This window comes from Acinetobacter sp. YH12040, from assembly GCF_013420005.1.
In the GTDB taxonomy this organism is placed as follows: domain Bacteria; phylum Pseudomonadota; class Gammaproteobacteria; order Pseudomonadales; family Moraxellaceae; genus Acinetobacter; species Acinetobacter amyesii.
Genome location: NZ_VOZB01000003.1, coordinates 61,127 through 80,736, shown reverse-complemented (window position 1 = coordinate 80,736; position 19,610 = coordinate 61,127). Strand labels below are relative to the sequence as shown.

The 19,610-nt window shown below is 39.4% G+C and carries 19 protein-coding genes; 9 read left to right on the top strand and 10 right to left on the bottom strand.

Annotated elements, in window-relative coordinates; translation table 11 throughout:
* The first annotated feature begins 17 nt into the window (after positions 1-17).
* The 4 genes from ilvA to FTT99_RS03665 all read left to right on the top strand — a co-directional run bounded on the left by ilvA (position 18) and on the right by FTT99_RS03665 (position 4,371).
* On the top strand, positions 18-1,556 hold the full coding sequence (ilvA, locus tag FTT99_RS03680) for a threonine ammonia-lyase, biosynthetic (protein WP_180130212.1): 1,539 nt from the start codon (positions 18-20) through the stop codon (positions 1,554-1,556).
* 173 nt (positions 1,557-1,729) lie between these two features.
* Positions 1,730-2,218: a hypothetical protein gene (locus tag FTT99_RS03675; RefSeq protein ID WP_180115739.1), complete on the top strand. Its 489-nt coding sequence runs from the start codon at positions 1,730-1,732 to the stop codon at positions 2,216-2,218.
* 104 nt (positions 2,219-2,322) lie between these two features.
* Entirely contained in the window at positions 2,323-2,982 is a 660-nt protein-coding gene (locus FTT99_RS03670) for a TrkA family potassium uptake protein (protein WP_078188649.1), read from the top strand.
* Between the two features lie 51 nt (positions 2,983-3,033).
* Positions 3,034-4,371 carry a TrkH family potassium uptake protein gene (locus tag FTT99_RS03665; RefSeq protein WP_168378596.1) on the top strand — a complete coding sequence of 446 codons (1,338 nt, stop codon included), beginning with the start codon at positions 3,034-3,036 and terminating at the stop codon, positions 4,369-4,371.
* Positions 4,372-4,436: 65 nt separating this feature from the next.
* On the opposite strand, the gene FTT99_RS03660 is transcribed toward FTT99_RS03665, so the two are convergent.
* The 4 genes from FTT99_RS03660 to FTT99_RS03645 all read right to left on the bottom strand — a co-directional run bounded on the left by FTT99_RS03660 (position 4,437) and on the right by FTT99_RS03645 (position 10,084).
* Positions 4,437-5,594 (bottom strand): phospholipase A, encoded by a 1,158-nt coding sequence (locus FTT99_RS03660; RefSeq protein ID WP_180022830.1) that lies wholly within the window; start codon positions 5,592-5,594, stop codon positions 4,437-4,439.
* Between the two features lie 18 nt (positions 5,595-5,612).
* The gene (locus FTT99_RS03655; RefSeq protein ID WP_180161235.1) at positions 5,613-8,552 is read right to left on the bottom strand and encodes an insulinase family protein; all 2,940 of its coding nucleotides are present in this window, start codon (positions 8,550-8,552) and stop codon (positions 5,613-5,615) included.
* Between the two features lie 141 nt (positions 8,553-8,693).
* Positions 8,694-9,467, bottom strand: coding sequence for a hypothetical protein (locus FTT99_RS03650; protein WP_373684796.1), 774 nt, complete (start codon positions 9,465-9,467; stop codon positions 8,694-8,696).
* 167 nt (positions 9,468-9,634) lie between these two features.
* Positions 9,635-10,084 (bottom strand): GNAT family N-acetyltransferase, encoded by a 450-nt coding sequence (locus FTT99_RS03645; RefSeq protein ID WP_078188654.1) that lies wholly within the window; start codon positions 10,082-10,084, stop codon positions 9,635-9,637.
* A 277-nt stretch (positions 10,085-10,361) separates the two neighbouring features.
* On the opposite strand from FTT99_RS03645, the gene FTT99_RS03640 reads away from it, so the two are divergent.
* Genes FTT99_RS03640 through FTT99_RS03630 form a run of 3 tightly spaced genes read left to right on the top strand, consistent with a single transcriptional unit; the run spans position 10,362 to position 12,317 of the window.
* Positions 10,362-11,366, top strand: coding sequence for an adenosine kinase (locus FTT99_RS03640; protein ID WP_180109708.1), 1,005 nt, complete (start codon positions 10,362-10,364; stop codon positions 11,364-11,366).
* Positions 11,366-11,692, top strand: a complete 327-nt coding sequence (locus FTT99_RS03635) for a Rieske (2Fe-2S) protein (RefSeq protein ID WP_078188656.1) — start codon at positions 11,366-11,368, stop codon at positions 11,690-11,692. The genes FTT99_RS03640 and FTT99_RS03635 overlap by 1 nt, the downstream gene beginning before the upstream one ends.
* Before the next feature lie 16 nt (positions 11,693-11,708).
* Entirely contained in the window at positions 11,709-12,317 is a 609-nt protein-coding gene (locus FTT99_RS03630; RefSeq protein ID WP_180034822.1) for an OB-fold-containig protein, read from the top strand.
* Between the two features lie 98 nt (positions 12,318-12,415).
* Here the strand turns inward: FTT99_RS03630 and FTT99_RS03625 are convergent, their stop codons facing one another.
* Together FTT99_RS03625 and FTT99_RS03620 are read right to left on the bottom strand one after the other, a co-directional pair.
* On the bottom strand, positions 12,416-13,042 hold the full coding sequence (locus FTT99_RS03625) for a YidB family protein (RefSeq protein WP_180128089.1): 627 nt from the start codon (positions 13,040-13,042) through the stop codon (positions 12,416-12,418).
* Between the two features lie 112 nt (positions 13,043-13,154).
* Entirely contained in the window at positions 13,155-13,625 is a 471-nt protein-coding gene (locus FTT99_RS03620) for a DUF6231 family protein (RefSeq protein WP_078188659.1), read from the bottom strand.
* A gap of 34 nt (positions 13,626-13,659) precedes the next feature.
* On the opposite strand from FTT99_RS03620, the gene FTT99_RS03615 reads away from it, so the two are divergent.
* The gene (locus FTT99_RS03615) at positions 13,660-14,529 is read left to right on the top strand and encodes a DUF2797 domain-containing protein (protein WP_078189198.1); all 870 of its coding nucleotides are present in this window, start codon (positions 13,660-13,662) and stop codon (positions 14,527-14,529) included.
* A gap of 76 nt (positions 14,530-14,605) precedes the next feature.
* Here FTT99_RS03615 and FTT99_RS03610 read toward each other — a convergent pair whose 3' ends face one another.
* The 4 genes from FTT99_RS03610 to FTT99_RS03595 form a co-directional block, all read right to left on the bottom strand.
* A complete protein-coding gene (locus FTT99_RS03610) occupies positions 14,606-15,523 on the bottom strand; it encodes an alpha/beta fold hydrolase (RefSeq protein WP_373684568.1) in 918 nt (305 codons plus the stop codon).
* Positions 15,524-15,786: 263 nt separating this feature from the next.
* Positions 15,787-17,652, bottom strand: a complete 1,866-nt coding sequence (locus FTT99_RS03605; protein ID WP_180130208.1) for a SurA N-terminal domain-containing protein — start codon at positions 17,650-17,652, stop codon at positions 15,787-15,789.
* A gap of 132 nt (positions 17,653-17,784) precedes the next feature.
* A complete protein-coding gene (locus FTT99_RS03600; protein WP_078188662.1) occupies positions 17,785-18,057 on the bottom strand; it encodes an HU family DNA-binding protein in 273 nt (90 codons plus the stop codon).
* 166 nt (positions 18,058-18,223) lie between these two features.
* Positions 18,224-18,694, bottom strand: a complete 471-nt coding sequence (locus FTT99_RS03595; protein WP_180130206.1) for a phasin family protein — start codon at positions 18,692-18,694, stop codon at positions 18,224-18,226.
* 206 nt (positions 18,695-18,900) lie between these two features.
* Between FTT99_RS03595 and FTT99_RS03590 the strand changes: the two genes are divergently transcribed.
* Complete coding sequence (locus tag FTT99_RS03590) at positions 18,901-19,548, top strand: hypothetical protein (protein ID WP_078188664.1); 648 nt, start codon at positions 18,901-18,903, stop codon at positions 19,546-19,548.
* The last annotated feature ends 62 nt before the right edge of the window (positions 19,549-19,610 follow it).

Sequence of the window (19,610 nt, the reverse complement as noted above, 5' to 3'; positions counted from 1 at the left end):
TTAGATGGAAAATTAACATGCTGTCTCGTTTGGTTCGACAAATATTACAGGCAACGGTCTATGACGTTGCAATCGAAACCCCACTCGAAGCAGCGCCACGAATTAGTGAAAAACTAAACAATAACATTCGCTTTAAACGCGAAGATTTACAACCTGTCTTTTCTTTCAAGCTACGCGGTGCCTACAACCGTATTAGTCAATTACCGAAATCTCAGTTGGAACGTGGCGTTATTACTGCTTCTGCAGGTAACCATGCTCAAGGCGTGGCTTTATCTGGTAAAAAGTTAGGTATCCGCGCCATTATTGTTATGCCTAAAACCACACCAGACATTAAAGTACAAGCGGTTAAACGCTTAGGTGGTGAGGTGGTTCTGCATGGTGATTCTTTTGACGTAGCCAATAAATATGCAATCCAATGTGCAAAAGATGAAGGTATGACCTTTATTCCACCTTATGACGACGAACTCGTTATGGCCGGTCAAGGAACCATTGCCAACGAAATTTTGCGTCAATGGCGTGATGTAGACTATGTATTTGTTGCTGTAGGCGGTGGCGGTCTTATTGCCGGTGTAGCCGCTTACTTAGGTGATGTGGCACCTCACGTTAAAGTCATTCCTGTTGAATATGACGAATCAGCATGTTTAAAAGCAGCCTTTGAAGCCAATGAACGTGTCATTCTGCCATCTGTCGGTCTTTTTGCCGATGGTACAGCGGTTGCACAAATTGGTGAAAAACCATTTGAAGTGATTCAGCTACAAAAATCAGATAACTCAGGCCCAATTGTTGAGCGTGATGTTATTTTGGTAAATACCGATGAAATCTGTGCAGCGATTAAAGATACCTTTGATGAATGCCGCAGCATTGTTGAACCGTCAGGTGCAATGGCGCTTGCAGGTATTAAGAAGTATGTTGCTGAGCATGGTCTAGAAGGCAAGAATATGGTGTCGATTGTATGCGGCGCCAATATGAACTTTGACCGTCTGCGCTATATTGCAGAACGTACCGAACTTGGTGAACGTAAAGAAGCGATCTTTGCTGTGACCATTCCAGAAGAAAAAGGTTCTTTCCTTAAATTCTGCCGCGCACTACAAGGCCGTAACATCACTGAATTTAACTACCGTGCAAGTAACTCAAGTGCCGCTCAAGTGTTTGTGGGTATCAGTCTCAAAAATGGCGAAAAAGAACGTCAGGAAATTTTTGAAACCTTAAAATTCCAATACGATGTAGACGATCTTTCCGATGATGAAGTGGCTAAACTCCATATCCGTTATTTAATTGGCGGTCATGCCGATATCGAAAACGAACGCCTATTCCGCGTGGAATTCCCTGAACGTCCGGGCGCATTACTGACTTTCTTAGAACGTCTTGGCCCGACCCATAACATCACCCTATTCCATTACCGTAACCACGGTGCTGCAGAAGGTCGTGTATTGGTGGGTATGGAAGCCACTGATGCGAAACAAAACCCAGATGGTTTAATTGAAACATTGGAAAATATTACCTACCCATATGTTGAGATTACCAATAACCTCGGTTATCAACGTTTCTTGAAATAAGTAAAATTTCTATATGAAAGCTGGGATCTAGGTTCCAGCTTTTTTATTTGCATCAATTCTTTTCTGCATCAAAATAAATAAATTCATCAATTTAATTCATCAACGCCGTCATTGTTGTTAAATTCAACACACACTATAATCCATTGAAAATAAAACAAAATGGATAATTAAAATTGAATATTTATGCCTTATTTATGATCGCCATTGTGGGTTTAGGTGGATATTTTTATGCATATCCGGCTTATCAACTTAAGCAAGAGGAAGATAAGATTCGTCAAAGTATGAAACAAATTCCAAATCAGTCACGTACGCAAAATCTAGAAAATATTTACGGCTATACCGCGCAGGCTGAAATGTTGAATCAATATCCAAATTACATTGTATATATTCGCTTTGATGAGCTAAGTGATCAAACCGCTCCCGAATCTGTTCAAGCCATTATCCGTGAATTTTCATGCGATGGCTTAAACCGTTTAAAGAACAATTCCGAGCTCGTTCGTAAAGCTACCCTAAATGTCATTAAAGAAGATCAGCATCAATTTCAATACATTCTAAAAAACAAATTAGGTTATGAAATTTTTAAATACCAACAAGTTATGGATAATTGTCCCAATATTGCTGAACTTTATGCCTATCAAAACACTGAAGAAATTAAAAATTAGAGCTTTTCGGTTTAGATGGATTATGTAAATTTTCATAGCCGCTCTAGGCTGAACAAGCTAACATCAACATATTCAATAACTTTAGAATAATTTAGGAATACGGCATGGCTCAATTCGCTGTGATTGGCTTAGGAAGTTTTGGCGCAACTGTTGCCACTGAACTCATGGGTTTAAAACACGATGTCATTGGAATCGATAGCAACAAAAAGTTTGTTGAAAGTATTTCGGACCAACTGACCCATGCAGTGATTGCTGATGCAACAGATGAGCACGTTTTACAAGAACTCAATATTCAAAATTGTGAAGCCGTCGTTGTCGCAATTGGTGAAGATATTGAAGCCAGCATCTTATGTGTGCTCCATCTTAAAAACATGGGGATCAACAAAATTTGGGCCAAAGCCAAGTCCAAAGCGCATCACATGATTTTAACCCATTTAGGCATCAGCAAAATCATCCATCCTGAAGAAGACATGGGTGTCCGTGTTGCCCAGTCACTGAGTTATCCAATGGTGAGCCGCTACATGGTGCTCGAAGATGATCATTATTTGGTGAAAGTTGAAATTAAAGAATCACAACAAGGCACGCGTTTAAATCAAATTATGGATCATGTCCCTGAAGTGAAGACGATTCTGCATAAACGTGGCACCGAGCTTCAATATAGTTTAGATCCGAACCTGATTTTACAAACAGGCGATATTTTAGTGGTTGAAGGTTTACTCGAACATTTACGTCGACTGGCTAAACACTTTAAAGCAACTTTGTAATCAGCGTCGAGCTGCTTTTGCACATAATCACGCAAGATGACAGTAAAAAACATGAAACTGCACAATAAACAGCGTAATACCATTAATCTCAGCCCACCCAGTATTTTGGCATTGGGTTTTCTTGGGCTAATTATCATTGGCACCTTGCTGTTAAAGCTCCCATATTCACATCATGGTGATTTAAGTTGGATCAATGCCCTCTTTACAGCGACCTCTGCCGTGACCATTACAGGACTTTCAGTTGTGAATGTCGGCGAAGCCTATACGGTGTTTGGTAAAGTCGTGATTATGGGGTTACTACAATGCGGTGGTCTCGGTTTTATGACCTTTGCGATATTGGCCGCTATGAGTTTGTCCCCTAAAATTGGGCTAAAACAACAAATTATGGCTCAAGAAACCATTGGACAAACCAGCCTTGCCAAAGTGACCATGACCATCAAAGGCGTACTGCTGTATTCGCTATTTTTTGAAATGGTGGGAACGGTTATTTTGACCATCGCTTGGATGCAAGAATACAATTTTAACCAGGCCCTGTTCTATGCTGCCTTTTATAGTGTTTCAGCATTTAATAATGGTGGATTTTCATTATTTCCCAATAGTTTAATGAGCTTCGCAGACCGTTATTTCATTACGTTTACCATCAGTATGCTTTACATCATTGGGGGTATTGGCTTTTTGGTACTGATGGACATTAAGCGCAATAAAAGTTGGAAAAAACTCAGTACCAATAGCAAGTTGATTTTATCTACCATTGCAGGACTAAATGTCTTCGCCTTCATCACCATTTGGTTATTAGAAGCCAATAATGCTGCAACCTTAGCCACGATGTCACTAGGTGATCAAGCCCTCAACGCGTGGTTCCATGCAACGGTTCCACGTTCATCCGGTTTTAACAGCTTACCCATGGAAAGCATGAGCGATGCATCATCACTCGTCACGATGTTACTAATGTTTATTGGAGGTGGTTCTCTCAGTACAGCTGGTGGCATCAAAGTCGGGACGTTTATTATTGTTGTACTCAGTGTGGTCAGTTTTTTAAGACGTGAAGATGAACTGCGTGTGTTTAACCATTCTGTTTCAGAAAAAACCACCTTTAAAGCATTAGCGGTAATTTTCATTACAGTAACGTTGATTTTCATTGGCTTTTTCAGTCTATTGCTTCTCGAACCTGATAAACGCTTTTTAGATTTGTTGTTCGAAGCGGTATCCGCTGCTTGCACCGTTGGTCTATCTCGTGGCATCACCAGTGACTTACAACCTGCCAGTTTAGTCGCCCTAATGTTATTAATGTTCGCAGGTCGACTTGGCCCCTTAACACTGGCCTATCTGATTGCCACACCGAAGAAGAGTCGGTTAAAACACCCACCTTCTGAGATTCAGATTGGTTGATTTGTACATTGTCTCACAGTTATAAAAAAACCACGCCTTAGCGTGGTTTTTTTAAATTCGAATCTTTAGAACCAATTCATTAATGACACACCGACACCGACATAGGTTGCCCGATGGTTATAGTCAATCAGGCTTTCACCATAGCCATCAAACAATTGAACTGTGCCGCGCAATTTACCATTGATTGGGAAAGTCCAATCAAACTGCACAGCACCATGTGAGTCATCACCACCTTTCAATGAATGACGTAACATCAAACTAAAGTCATGATCTTTATGACGATAAAATGCTGTTAAATCCCCACGTCCCACATAGTCGGTAATATCTGGGTTGTTATCATCTTTGGTATCTTCTTCGAAACGATACCAAGGACGTAACATCAGTGCAAAATTGTCACGTTCAAATCCTAGATTTAACATGACACGGTTCCAACTCCGCGATAAGGGATCAGAACGTCCATTAGACTGATGGTTAAAGGTTAGACCCAACATACGCCAATTCAAACCTAAGAGTTCATAGTTGGTACGAAAAACCAGACTAGCTTCAGGTTCATAGTTGGTTTCACGGAATGGTCGTGATTCGTCTTCGTTGTAGACTTGCCAACGAGAAGACTGGGTATAGCCCAACCAGATATCACCATTATCACCAAATAAGTTTTCAACAGCTTTGGTTTTTAATGATAATTGGAACTTGGCTTCCATCGATTTCAGGTTTTGTTCCTGATCGGCTTGTACCGTGTTATTTTCATTCGGGCTAGATGGACGTTCATTTTTATCCGACGTCCAATATCCCGGCATTAAATACACAGGTTGATAGCCGCGAATATTCCATGTTCCCAATTTACTTTCTGGAGAAAGCTCCCAACGACTATCCAATAATGAAAGATTTGGATTGAGGTTCGGTGCTTCTACAGCAAATAAACGGTCCGTAAACGCATGACTGACTTTTTCTTTGAAAGTTAGCTTCTCTGTCGGTTCAGGCTTAATTTCTTGTGCGGCTTGACGCTCAGAGACCAACATTTCTTTTTCAGCAGGTTGCACTTTAAACAAAGCGTCATAACACGATAATCGCTCTGCATTTGACTCAAGTGCCACACATGCTTCTGCGGTTGCAGGCTTAGCAGCCACATCCGCATTTTGTGCATTTACAGTACTGACATACATTGAACTGAGCGCAATGAGGCTCAGTTGCAATGTCGTACGCTCAAGAGATTTGAACGCCATAAAAACCCCTTTTTTGTTTTAATTCACTTGTTTTATTTCGAAACCAAGCTCAACCAAAGCATCTCGCTTAGCCACCGGTGCAACCACAGCTTTTGTCGGTTGTTGTTCAACTAAATACGCCACAGCAACACGTTTTAGATCTTCCAAAGTCACATTCAAAAGACGTTCACGTAACATTTGACGGAAAGCTGGCGTGCGTTTATGCAATAAAGCATAACAAGCTGTAATGGCTTCACCCGCTGGTGACCCCGGTTTATCCATGCTGGCAATTAGACCCAAAATCGCTTCTTCTAGCTGATGCGGTTGTTGTTCAGTATTCAGTAGCCACTGCACACTTGCGTCAAAATCTTTAAACGTTTCAGCTAAACGTGGATCACGATAGCTATAGAAACGGAATGAACATGCATTACCGTCATAGCTTGCACCACCACCATAAGCACCACCTTTTTCACGAATCGCGCTATGCAAGAAGCCATTACGCAAATAAGCCGCCAAAATCATTAAAGGTGCTGCATCAGGATGCGACACTTCCACCGCAGGATAGGCTGAAGCGCAGAACTGAACATTGGCTTGAATGAGCCAAGCTTCGTCATTGTTGCTATCTGCAAAATTCACTTGAGTTAAAGCATGTGGGTTATCATCAATCGCCACTTTATCCCAAATGGTTTGAACTTCCTCAACCAATCGGTCTGAATGATGTTCTTCACACACCACCAAGAATTGTTTTGGTGCTTTAAGCAAACGGTTATGAATTAACTTAAGCTCATCAATCAAGGCATTATAAGCCGTGTCGTCTTGCTCAATTTTGCTGACAAGTTCTGACAACCAGTTCAGCGCGCCTAGGCCTGTATTATGATAATCACGTAGCGCCAATGCACTATGTTGACGACCTGCAATTTGCATTGCATAACTATGACCAGAACCAGATACACGTGACTGCCAACGTGCTTTACGTTGTTGCAATAACTCTACGATACGGTTTTTCTCATCAAAACGTAGCTGTTCAAAAGCCAATTTCAATAAGCGAATAGCTTCAAGATTATTCACCAATGATTTAGTGGTTAGAGTCAGCCAAGCACTAATTTGACCTTTGTCGTCCACTTTTGAACGCAGCGATGCACCCATACCTAAACCGCCACTCACAGCTGTTTGCAACTGTTGTAGCTCTAAGTAGTCGTATTCACCTGCACCAACTTCACCCATCAAAATCGATAAGAGATTGAAATACGGCGATTGCACCACTTCATCAGGAATCTGAATCAAAACTTGTTGGTAGTAAAGACCATTGGTGCCTGCGTGGTAAAGATTTAACGGCGTATCCAAGCCATTACTGATAATTTCGCGTAATTGACCTTGTACAATCTGTAATTGTGCGGGAACGTCTTCTAAACCTACTTTAGGCAATAGGTTCAAATCATCTGGGGTATCTTGACGAATGTTCAGTGCTTCAGTCTGCGCAACAATCTCTGCTTTTTGCGCTTCAGTTAAGTTCGCATCAATTTCTTTTAAACGTGCTTTTTCTGCTGCCGCTTCCAACGCATTTTTTTCAGCATCTGGAACCAAAGTTAATTGCACACGATGTTGATTATCAAGCAAGTAAGTTTTGATTAAGTTAGATAACCACATTGGGTCTTTCAACTCTTCCTTCACTTGTTCAATGGCCGTATCCACATCCCAGACATCCACAGGGTCTGAATGGTGAATCGCACTGCTTAAACCATTCAGAATTAAGCTTAGGCCATATGGTGTACCATCACCATTGATTTCACGCTGATGCAATTCAATTTGATGCAAAATCGCCTCAACTAAAGCCGGGTCAACAGGCTTAGCCGCAACGTCTTCTAATACTTTAAACACGCCATTTTTAAATTGTTCTGCATGCTCAGGGTTTGAACCTTGAATTGCACAGTAGAACGTCATTTCATAGTTTGAGTCATCTACGCCCATGAATGGACCAGTAGACTGTGCATAACCACAGGTTTCTAAGTAATGACGTAATGGCGAAGCAGAATCTTCAAGCAATACCCCCTCAACCAAACGCATACCTAAACGTAATTTAATATTACTTGCTTCAGGCAATAACCAAGAAAGCACATGATAGGTTTTGTCTTTGAGGTCTTCAGCATCAACTGCATACGTTTCAGTTACAGTTACAGGCGCAGTTAAGCGGCGCTCAGGTTTTGAATATAGCGTTTGACCTTTTTCAAATTTTGACAAAGCAAGCGTTTCAAACTGTTCTTGTAAATTATATGCAGGCTCATTACCAAAGGTCATGAACACGGCATTACTTGGGTGATAATGTGATTTGTAGAAACTTACTAACTCTTCATAGCTTAAGTCAGGAATGTCTTTCGGATCACCGCCTGAGTTGTAATGATAAGTTGTTTCTGGGAATAAATGATGGGCAAGTTGGTGATACAACTGATCTGAAGGTGAACTCATTGCACCTTTCATTTCATTAAATACCACGCCTTTATATACAGCTTCGCCATTTTCTAGCTCAATACGAATCCCTTCTTGCGCAAAATCAAGCGGGTTCAAATTCGCAGCAAAAGCAGCATCCATATAAACTTCTAACAAGTTTTGGAAATCTTTTTTGTTTTGCGTTGCAAATGGATAAGCCGTCCAATCCGCTGCGGTAAACGCATTCATAAACGTATTGAGGGAACGACGAATCATTAAAAAGAATGGGTCACGTACAGGGAACTTTTCTGAGCCACAAAGTGCTGTATGCTCAAGAATATGCGCCTCACCTTTTGAATCCATCGGCTGCGTACGGAAGGCAACTAAAAATACGTTTTCGTCATGGTTTGTGGCTAAGTGATAATGCACTGCGCCAGTCACTTTGTGTTTATATTCAGACACTAAAATGTCTAAAGCTTCAACATGATGTTGACGAATCAACTGAAACGCGGGATGTACAGTTTGAGAAATGGTTTCAGTGACATCTACAGTCATGTGTGCTCCTAATCTATTCATTTAAATTAGGCAAAGTATACCTTAAAAAATCACAACTAGATTCACCGAAACAACATTTCCAACTGTTTTAATCAACTTGAACTTTAATTTTAAAAATCACTTGTTTTCGCACTAAAACATTTAGACTGGTTTTATGGATTGCCTATCATTTCGTGTTGACCAATAGACACAAATCACAATCGCCAACAACAATACCAAAGAAGCCATAAAGCGACTTAGATCCAATCCATCTGAACTGATTGGCTTGTCTAAAAAATCACCGACAACAGCGCCCAATGGACGTGTCAAAACAAAAGTAGCCCAAAATACAATCGTCTTTGAGACCCGACTAAAAAAGTACAACAATGCCATCAATAGAATTAAACCACCAAATAGCCAAATGCCACCGCTACAGCCTAATCCTGCACTATCGGAAGTCCAGTCCCCCAAAGCCGTACCTAATGTTTGAGAAAATGTAATCGTCAACCAATAAAAGATCTGTGTTCGCGGCAAATTCACTACACTTGGATTGATCGATTCTTCGACTCGATACCAACTAAAAAGCGATATGAGCACCAAACTCAGCAACAGCAAACTACCACCCAAGTAGCCAATCCCTAAAGAACGATCTACAAAATCCGCTAAAGTCGTACCTACCGTTGTACTGGCAATAATCGTGGCCCAATATAAATAAGGTTTATAGGCTTTGGACTTTATTTGAAAATACAGCAAACTGATAAATATGCCTGCGAAAATAAAGGTACTGAGTAGATAGCCCAAATTTAAGGACATGGACAATGCATCACCACTGGTTTCACCAAAGGTGGTCGCAAAAATTTTGGTCAACCAAAACAGTGCGGTAATCTCAGGGACTTTTTTAACGTAGTCTTGTAGCTCAGACACTTGCATATGCATCACTCTATGCAGTTATGTTGATGCTTATATCTTCGATAACTAAAATGAATTTTTGCTTAAAACTTGGCTTAAAATAAAGCACTCTTTTTTTGAATTACTAAATGAAAAAAGCACCCGATATCGGATGCTTCATTTAGAGTGTTTACTGTCTGTTTTTGAATTGAAAACTAAACCAAATATTTAAAATAATTATAATTTGGATGACTTTCGACATAGACATAATTCTGTTTTTGATAGAATTTTGCAGCATTTTTAAGTTCTGTATTTAAGCACAGTGCAGAAAAGTGTTTTTTTGCACCCTTTTCCAATTCCACCAATAGCTGCTTACCCACCCCATGCTGACGGTACTGCGGATGCACATAGAAACGGCGAACTCGTCCAATCCGTTCTTCTACACCAGTATCACCCCATTGCTGATTTAAACCGCCACAAGCAATCAATTTATCGCCATCATAAGCAAGCAATAATTGCTCACCGGTTTGGTCAAAACGATTTTTACCACTTTGATATTCTTCAATTAAACGGTGTATAAATGTATAGCCTTCATGCTGCGCCAAAGCAGCAATATTTTCGATTTGAGCAGGAAGTTGCTCTGCTGGACGAATCGTAATTTCCATATATTCACACTTTTAATCTGTTATCTATTTATGATGACCAAATCATCTTGATTCAGTCTGAACACCCTATAGCTCTATAAAAGTAAAATTTTTCGATTTGCACAATAGCAAAGCTGATTAAAACGGCAACTAATTCAAAAAAAATGTAAAAATATAATGGATTTGCCCGATTTTTATACACACCTGTCCTTTAATTGAATTTTCTTCAACAAACTACAGCAATCCTGAGCATTCGTGTAAACTTAGCACTTTCATTTTTTTGATGTGATTATACAACATGGCAACTGTTGACCTTTTTGCAATTGGTAATGCACTTATTGACCAAGAATTTAAAGTCTCTGACGAATTCCTAATTCAACACAATCTGCAAAAAGGTACGATGCAACTGACTGATGGTGATACTCAAGCAGCCCTTTATAACAATCTAAAAGCGACTCAAGAATATAAAGGTCAAGCTTCTGGTGGTTCTGCAGCAAATACAACGGTTGCTTTTAGTGCTTTAGGCGGAACTGCATTTTATGGTTGTCGTGTCGGCAATGATGACTTAGGTCAAATTTACCTAAATGGTTTAAACGACGCAGGTATCCAAACTGCAACTCAATCAATCAGTGAAGGTGTAACCGGCACATGTATGGTATTGGTCAGCCCTGATTCTGAACGTACGATGCATACTTACCTCGGTATTACTGCTGAATTAACTGATAGCCAAATTGATTTTGGCAGCTTAAATACTGCGAAATGGTTATATATCGAAGGTTATCTTTCAACATCAGATAGCGCGCGTCTTGCGGTAAAACAAGCACGTCAAATCGCCAAAGCCAATGGTGTACAAATTGCATTGACCTTATCTGATCCAGCAATGGTGCAATATGCACGTCAAGGTCTAGATGAGTTACTCGATGATGGCGTGGACTTATTGTTCTGTAATGAACAAGAAGCGCTGATGTACACAGAAACAGATCATTTAGATGCTGCACTTGCTAAATTGCAATCACTAAGCAAACACATTGTCATTACATTAAGTGCCAAAGGCGCCTTAATCCATAATGAAGCAGCAACATTTACCGTGCCAGGTCGTAAAGTTACCGCAGTAGATACCAATGGTGCAGGTGATGCATTTGCTGGTGCTTTCCTATATGCACTGAATGCAGGTCATGACTATCAAACGGCTGCTGAACTGGCCATCTTGATTTCAAGTGAAGTTGTGGCTCAGTTTGGTCCACGCCTAGCAGTTGAAGAATATGCTCAGCTTTTACAATCATTTCAAAAGGAATGTGCTTAATGTTTAAAATTTGCATGACGGATGATGTGCCTGAACGTGAAGCACGATCATTCGAAACGCCTGAAGGTGAAACGATTTTTATCACCCAACGCGACGGCATGTTTTACGCTTATCAAAATAACTGCCCACACTTGCATGTGGAACTTGAGTTTCTAGAAAATCAGTTTCTAGATCGTGACCAAGAATTTATTGAGTGCTCAACACATGGTGCCCTGTTTATGGTCGAATCTGGGGAATGTATTTCTGGTCCATGCCAAGGTCAAGCTCTTGAAAAAGTGAATATTAACGTGCATTCTGATGGTGGAATCTACCTCACAGAAGAATAAACACTGGAATACAACCATGTCCGCATTTTTAACAGACTATAACTTAATACCCTTTCATTTAAGTTTATTAGCCGTACTGTTATTGGGCATGGTTGAAACCATTGGCTACTATATCAATATTAGTCCTAGCCAAGTTTTAAAAAGAATTGCCCCTCAGCGCATACAAGAGTTGGCATTATTGAATGTCAAATTTTCCAAGTCTCTGATTTTGTTCTTCTTACTGATGAATTTTAGCTTTGCAGGCTATGTACTTCAGTTTTGCATTCATGCCAAAGAAGGTCAATTCGTTCCCGCTTATTATCTGATTTTACCTGCGTTGATTATTGCCATATTCTTTACGGTATTTATGATTCATTGTTTGGATCAGGTTATCCCGCCCAAATATAAAAAACAAACGGTTAATTTACTCGGTCGTCTAGCCACCATTTCAAGTGGAAATGCCCGTCCCGGCTTTTCAGCTCAAGCGCGGGTGCGTGATGAGTTTGGTCAACTACATTATGTGCAAGTTGAGCCAGAATTTGGTGAGTTAGAGTTTCAGTCGAAAATCATTTTGATTCGTCAAAAAAAATCACACTATATTGGCAAAAAAATCAGTGTGTCGAACCGTTTATTTAATCCATCCTAGTGACAATCTAAGCGTCACATTGTTATCATTTTTCAAATCATAAAAAAGCCAGTGTTCACTGGCTTGTATTCAATCAAATACCTAAATCGATATTTTGATTAACGCTTCAGGAAACCTGAGACCAAATTCATCACTTGTTGAATATCAGCATTCGCTTCTTGCTGATTGGTTTGTCCAGCTTGTGGCGTCAATGAGTCAATAATTTGCGGCAATACCCTTGAAATTGCGCTATATACATCTTGTTTCTGAGTTTGTGTTTCTTGTGCAACTTGCTCCACTTCGGCATCATCAAATAAATTTTGTACTTGTTGATTAGTCACAGCAGCATTATCACCAGGGCCTGTAGATACCCAATCATCAACCTGACTGCTCAAGCCCTGTCCACGTAATTTATCTAAAGCACCTTGTAGGCCACCTTGTTTTTGAATCCAAGCCAGCACCAGAGGTAACACTGCTACTAAAATGGTTGATGCATTACCACCGCTACTACGTTGCTGCGGCTGCGCTGCACCACCCAGTTGGCCCAACACAGAGCCTAAAATTCCACCTAAACCACCTGCTTGGTTTTGAGCATTAGTTTGGGTATTTTGAGTGCCTGCATTTGCGCCCAATTGACCCAGCACCGAACCTAAAATACCACCCAAACCACCTTGTTGATTTTGATTGTTTGCACCACCAAGGGCCTGCTTTGCTAAAATCTCAACAATATTATTTAAATTTGTCATTTTATTTTTCCCAGTGAAACCTAGATAAACTTAATTACAGCATACGTGGGAAAACACAGATTTATCATAAATGTTTGTTAATTTTTGCAATTTCTCGCAGGCTAAGTATTTGTTACCAACGGAATTTATCCCAGTTTTCAGGATTTGCCCAAAATTTAGAGTTAAACCAATCTGGAATATGTTTATAAGTCAAAATATTAAACTGCCATAAAGCAAAATCACTTTCATGCGTGGTTTTATCAATGAGCTGAGTAAAGCCTAAAGCACGTAATAATTGTTCATCGTGTAACTTACTCACCACCACGATGCGTTTGGCAAATAGGTCACGCAATTTTACCAACATCTGAGTTTTCTGCTGCTGATCCAAACTCAACATCGTTTCAGTATCAAGAATCACAAATCCAAGGTCAAAACGCTGGGTAAAAGGCAGATTTAAAAACTCAGTTACGTTAAAATGTTGCCATTGAATTGGATGAAATTGATTGTATTGCTCAAGATCCTGACCAATACATATTGCGGTTGAAATGGGCTGCTCTTTTGACAAATCGTCTAGCATAGAAGTGATGACATTTTGTTCAGCCATTGACCGCATCCTTAATAATGAAGTGAGTATTCGTATGGAACTACAAGGCATTTGCCATAAAATGCATGCAGGTCTTAAAGATCTTAGTGTAACTGATCAACATACACACAAGGCAAATGTTGAGTATAAATTTATTCTAGATCGCTCAGAAGTTGATCTACCGTTTAGCCTTGGCCAAGAAATTGAAATTGAAGCCACTGGAAATATCTACTGCATTTCTTGCGGCGCAAAAACGCCTAAATCGTATTCACAAGGTCATTGCTTCAAATGCATGAAGACTAAGGCTTCTTGTGATATGTGCATTATGAAGCCTGAAACCTGTCATTATCATCTCGGGACTTGCCGTGAAGATGATTTTGCCCATGAAGTTTGCTTTCAACCGCATATTGTCTATTTAGCCAATTCGAGTGCCTTAAAAGTGGGGATTACTCGACTTGGTCAAATGCCTACACGTTGGCTGGACCAAGGTGCGACGCAAGCTTTGCCTATTATGAAAGTTGGTTCACGTCGTCTATCTGGTCAGCTTGAAGTCATGTTTGGAACGCAAGTGGCCGATAAAACTGATTGGCGTAAATTACTCAAAGGTGAAGCAGAACCCATCAACCTGATCGAAATTCGCGACCAATTGGTGGAAGAATTTGCACCAAAAATTCAGACCATTCGTGAAGAATTTAGCCAAAATTTAGAGTTTAATGAAACTGTTGAACTGTTAGAAGATGAGTTGCCACGCCAATTTATCTACCCGGTAGATGAATATCCTGAAAAAATCAAATCGCATAATTTGGACAAAACACCAATTATTCGAGGAAAATTACAAGGGATTAAAGGTCAGTATCTGATTTTGGATACCGGTGTGATTAATATTCGAAAATACACGGGCTATGAAATTAAAGTACGTACTTAAATCAACTCAAAGTGTCTAATTAAGTTTAAAAAGCGAGATATTTCTCGCTTTTTTACACCTATTTTACCGATTTTATTCATTGAACAGTTGAAAGAAACTTTAAATATGGCAACGCCATTAACTGCTCCGCTTCTAAGATAGGCATATGACCAACATGGTCTAATACCAGCGGTTTTTCGGCTTTTTTAAATAAGCTTTTCAATTCTTCTGCTACTTCAACATTGATAATCTGATCTTGCTTCCCCCAGATAATAAACACAGGTGCATCAATGCCTCGTGCAGCCAAAGCAAAGGACTCCGGCGTATACAAGGTGGCCATTTTTTGCAGTTGCTCCACCATTTTATTGGTTTGTTTAGACTGAACTATCATCAACTTTTCTTGCCCAATTTTTAATTCTTGTGGAATAAAAGGCGGGGATTGCATCACGATCTTCATCACGCGATCAAAATCACCAGTTTTTCTGACCACTAGCTCTGCAAGCTTTGCCGTATCTTTTAGATACGCTGTATTGCTCGACTTAAAGACACCTGCCGAATCCACCAACAATAAAGATTTCACTTCTAAGGGATACTGAGCGCTATATAGCATGGCAATTGCACCACCCATCGAATGCCCTGCGATATGTAAATTTGGATCTAACTTTGTAGCATCAATAAATCGTCGTAATTTCTCAGTTAAATTTGGAATCGATAGATCAAATTGATCTGCGACAATAGTTTCTCCATGTGCTGGCAGATCTGGAATAATGACATGATAATTGGGCGTTAAATAACGGGCAACGCGGTTCCAATTATCACGCGTGCCTGACAAACCATGCAGCAACAACAGCGTCGGTTTTTGTGGATTTCCCCCTTCACTATATGTCCACTCGATTTCATTATTTTTGACTTTTTTACTTGTCAAGCCCGCCCAAGCTCTTTCCTGCTCTAGAACTTTTTGAAAGTTTCGTTCTGCAGCTTGAATACTACTCGCAACACAAATGGTTAATAGCATCAATATCATGTGCTTAAAATAATGATCTATCCATAGCAATAACGGGTTCTTTAAACGTTTAAATTGAGGCATATACATATATATCATCCGCTTAATCCTTGTCGTGATGAGTTATTTCTTCTTCATATTATTTTTTTGAGAACACCAATTTACGATGCTAGAGCCGATATTTCATTTGCCAAATCTTTTAAATAAAAATTATATCTGTCAATTTAAGTCAAAAAAAACCAGCTCAGAAGCTGGTTTTTTTAAAGCTGCCTTAATTATTTAATTTTGGCATGATCTTTTAGATAACGTGTGTAGTCATCAAATTCTTGCTGACCACGAAGCTGTTGGTAAAGTTTTTTTAACTCATCTAACTGCTCACCCGTTAATGCCGCATCAGATTGTTTGTTCACTGCAGTCACAGCAACCACAACCAACTCATTTGGTAGATTTGTGGTCGTAACAGACCAATGACCTGCTTTCGGCGCTTTTACACTAAATGCAGCACGTTGAATTTCGCGTTTCAACAAACCATCAGCACGAGTGAAAGTACCCGCATTTTCAAAGTTTAAATTGCCTTTCGCGACTGAAGCAGCAGGTTTTGCAGCAAACTCTTTCAATGTCGCTTGAATTTGGGCTTTTGCAGCATCAGACGCTTTCTTTTCAATCAGCTGAGTTTTCACATGCGCTTTCGCTTCAGCTAAGGTTTGAACACCTGCAGCATGATAGTTACGCACTTTTACCCAAACTACATCACCGTTTTTCAGCTGAATGCTAGATGAAACATTACGTTCACCATTTTTAACATCATCGTTAAACAATTTAACTTTGACGTTTGCATCACTTAGAACAGGATGTTGCGATGCTAATGTTAAGCCATTCAATGATTGTACTTTTACGCCTTTCACTTCTTGACCCACGACATCAAGGGCATCACTGCTCACAACCATATCATTGAGGCTGTTTACAGTGTCAGAAAAAACATTGGCTTTTTTCGAAGCAGCGACTTCTGCTTGCAGACGAGCTTTTTCTTGTTCAAATGAAGCCACTTTTACAGCTGGCGCCACTTTTTCGATCAAGTGATAACCACTGTCTGTTTTCACTGGAGCAGTCACTTGACCAGCTTGAGCACCTTCAACTGCTGCATCAAATGCATCACCAAATACACCTTTTTCATAAGCAACCAGTTCACCACCTTTCGCTTTAGATTCAGGATCTTCAGAGAATTGCGCAGCAGCTTGGTTAAAGCTTAAACCCGCTTTAATTTTAGCTTGAACACTTTCAGCCAGTTTTTTAGCTTCGGCATCTGAACGATTGTCCGCAGTGATCATGATGTGCTTAACGATAGGTTTAACTGACTTCTGTGCCTTCTCAACAAAGCTGTTATACGCTTCTTTCAGTTCAGCATCAGTTGCAGCTTCTACAGGTGCAGTAATATTGGCAGGTGTTAATACGACAAAATCTGCATCAACACTAGTTGCTTGCTTAAATTTGTTTTTATGCTGCTCATAGTAAGCGGCAATTTCTGCATCAGATACTTTTACATTTTTCTTGTAATTTTCAAGATTAATGCTTGCCAACTGAATACTACGTTGTTCCGTTTGTAAGTTCGCAATTTGCAAGATATCAAGCTTACTCACCAATGCATATTCCATAAATATTGTAGACAACATTTTTAAAGCATGGTCTTTACGTAAATTATCAATGAATGTGCGATTCGTCATACCAATCGATTCGAGGTATCGCGCAAACGCTTCATCAGAAAATTGACCATTGACTTGAAAGCTTGGCTGCTGATGAATCATTTGCACAATTTGTGCATCACTCAAGCTAATGCCTAATTTATCAGCTTGTTGCAATAGCAATTGGCGTGAAACCAAAGTATCCATCGCTTTATTGCTAATGAAATTTTGATTCAATAATGTTTCATCACCCTGAGCATATGCCAGATATTGTTCTTTTAATGAGTTCGTCAGTGCTTCGAGTTCTTTTTGAGAAATTTCAGTACCGTTTACAGTCTTTGCTGCATCTTTAGATCCACCACTAAAATATCCTTCAATACCTACAAGTGCTAAAGGGGTCAAAAACAAAACGAGCAAGACCTTGCCCAGCCAACCCTTAATGACTTTACGAAACGATTCCATAAGTATTCCAATATTTTATTTGCGGTGAATTTTAACCGAAAACCCGAGATGAATGAATGCGATATATCAATTAATCACATTTACCAATAAAAAACGCGCCAATTTATGGCGCGTCTCATGTGCTTAATAAGATTAAGCTACAGAATCTTTCAAGCCTTTACCCGCTTTGAAGCTAGGAACTTTGCTTGCTTTGATTTCTAAAGTCGCACCAGTTTGTGGGTTACGACCAGTACGTGCAGCGCGTTCTTTTACGCTGAAAGTACCGAAACCAACTAAAGTAACTGTATCACCAGCTTTTAATGCATTGGTAACTGCAGCAATTGTAGCATCTAAAGCTTTACCGGCATCGGCCTTAGATAATCCCCCATTTTCGGCAATTGCATCAATTAATTCTGATTTATTCATGAAAATTACGTCCTCTTAATATCGTTTATTTAAGGTTCAAGAATTTGTATAAAACGCCATAACGCCTTTATAGCAATGCTTTAGGGTTAAACGCAATACTCCTCAACCTCTTTTTATAGAATTTTTTGACGAAAAAAACCTTGAAAATTCGATAATATTAAAAAAGTTAGTGTTTTTTTAATATTTCGGCCCTCAGTTGGGCATTTTCTTCGGCCAATTGGTCAACTTTAGTATGTAATTGAAGTATAAGCCTTTCTAAGTGCTGTAAATCCTTTACAGTCACCAATCCTAAACGGTTTAAAGAATGATTAACACCATTATCTAAAATTTTTTCTACTTTATCTTTCGTATCGGTTACAGATTCCTTGGCTTTTTCTGAAACTTTTTCGACAGTTTGATCTGCAATATCAATCGTTTTGGACTCAAGCTCCTCTCCAACTTTGACTAAAGAGTCAAAAAGCTTATTTCCCTCTCCCTCAGCACGTGAAAAAGCACCTAATCCAGCCAACCAAATCTGTTTGGTATATTTACGAAAATCCATTTTAGAGCGACGATCAGAATGACTACGTACCCGAGGTTTAGCCGGCTTTTCTGATGTTTCCTGTGCATCGTCAATTATGCTTTCTGTATTTTCCATAATCCGCACTTCTCCTGATTATTTTATGTGCACATCAACATGTGATTCTTCATTTTAACAACATAATAGCAAACATATAACTTGATAGATTGATTAAACTGTTCTACAAAGCTAGTGAATTACCAAATTTTTGGTATATTCTAAGTTCCTCTAGAGCAGGACGCTCAGTTTCCAGTGCTTTCAGATTTTAACAAGGACATTTTTTTATGAGCGATACGCAACAAACACAAGCTCAACCACATTTGTTGCTTACTATGACCCTGATTGTTTTAGAAACGATTTTTACCTTCATTTTAAAACATGACCGCGTTGTAGCATTACAAGCTAAAAAATTTGTTGATCAAAAAGTCGCACTAAAAATAAATAGCTACATCCCTTATTTTGACTTTTATGTTCAGTTTACTGAGCACGGCATTCTGTTCGACACGAAATCTCCAGATAAAGCCATCGACCTTGATGTCCGCACGACACTAATGGATTTGGTGAAAATTTTTGTATTTGGTAATCGTAAGAGCATCAAAACCATGCGTATCGATGGTGATGTGGTTTTAAAAGATGAATTTCGTGATTTGGTTTCTTTATTTAGTGTGCCGAAAATTTTATCTGACTGGAAACACTGGTTGTCTGAACCTGTCGAAGAAAACGATATCGTTGCATCTAAAAAACGTATTGCCCCACTTTTAGAAAAAATTGAACAGCAACGCTCTAAAATAAACACGCTACAAGTTGAAGTTAAACAATACAAAAACCGTATTAAGCGTATCGAACGTCGTCAAAAGCGGATTAATATCGCTTTTAGTCTAATATCTGTTCTTTTGATAACGTTATTAGTGTATAATGTGTGGTTCAAATAAATACATAATTTTTCAGACAAAATAAAACAAATAAACAATCTCAAAAAAACTTGACTATTTTA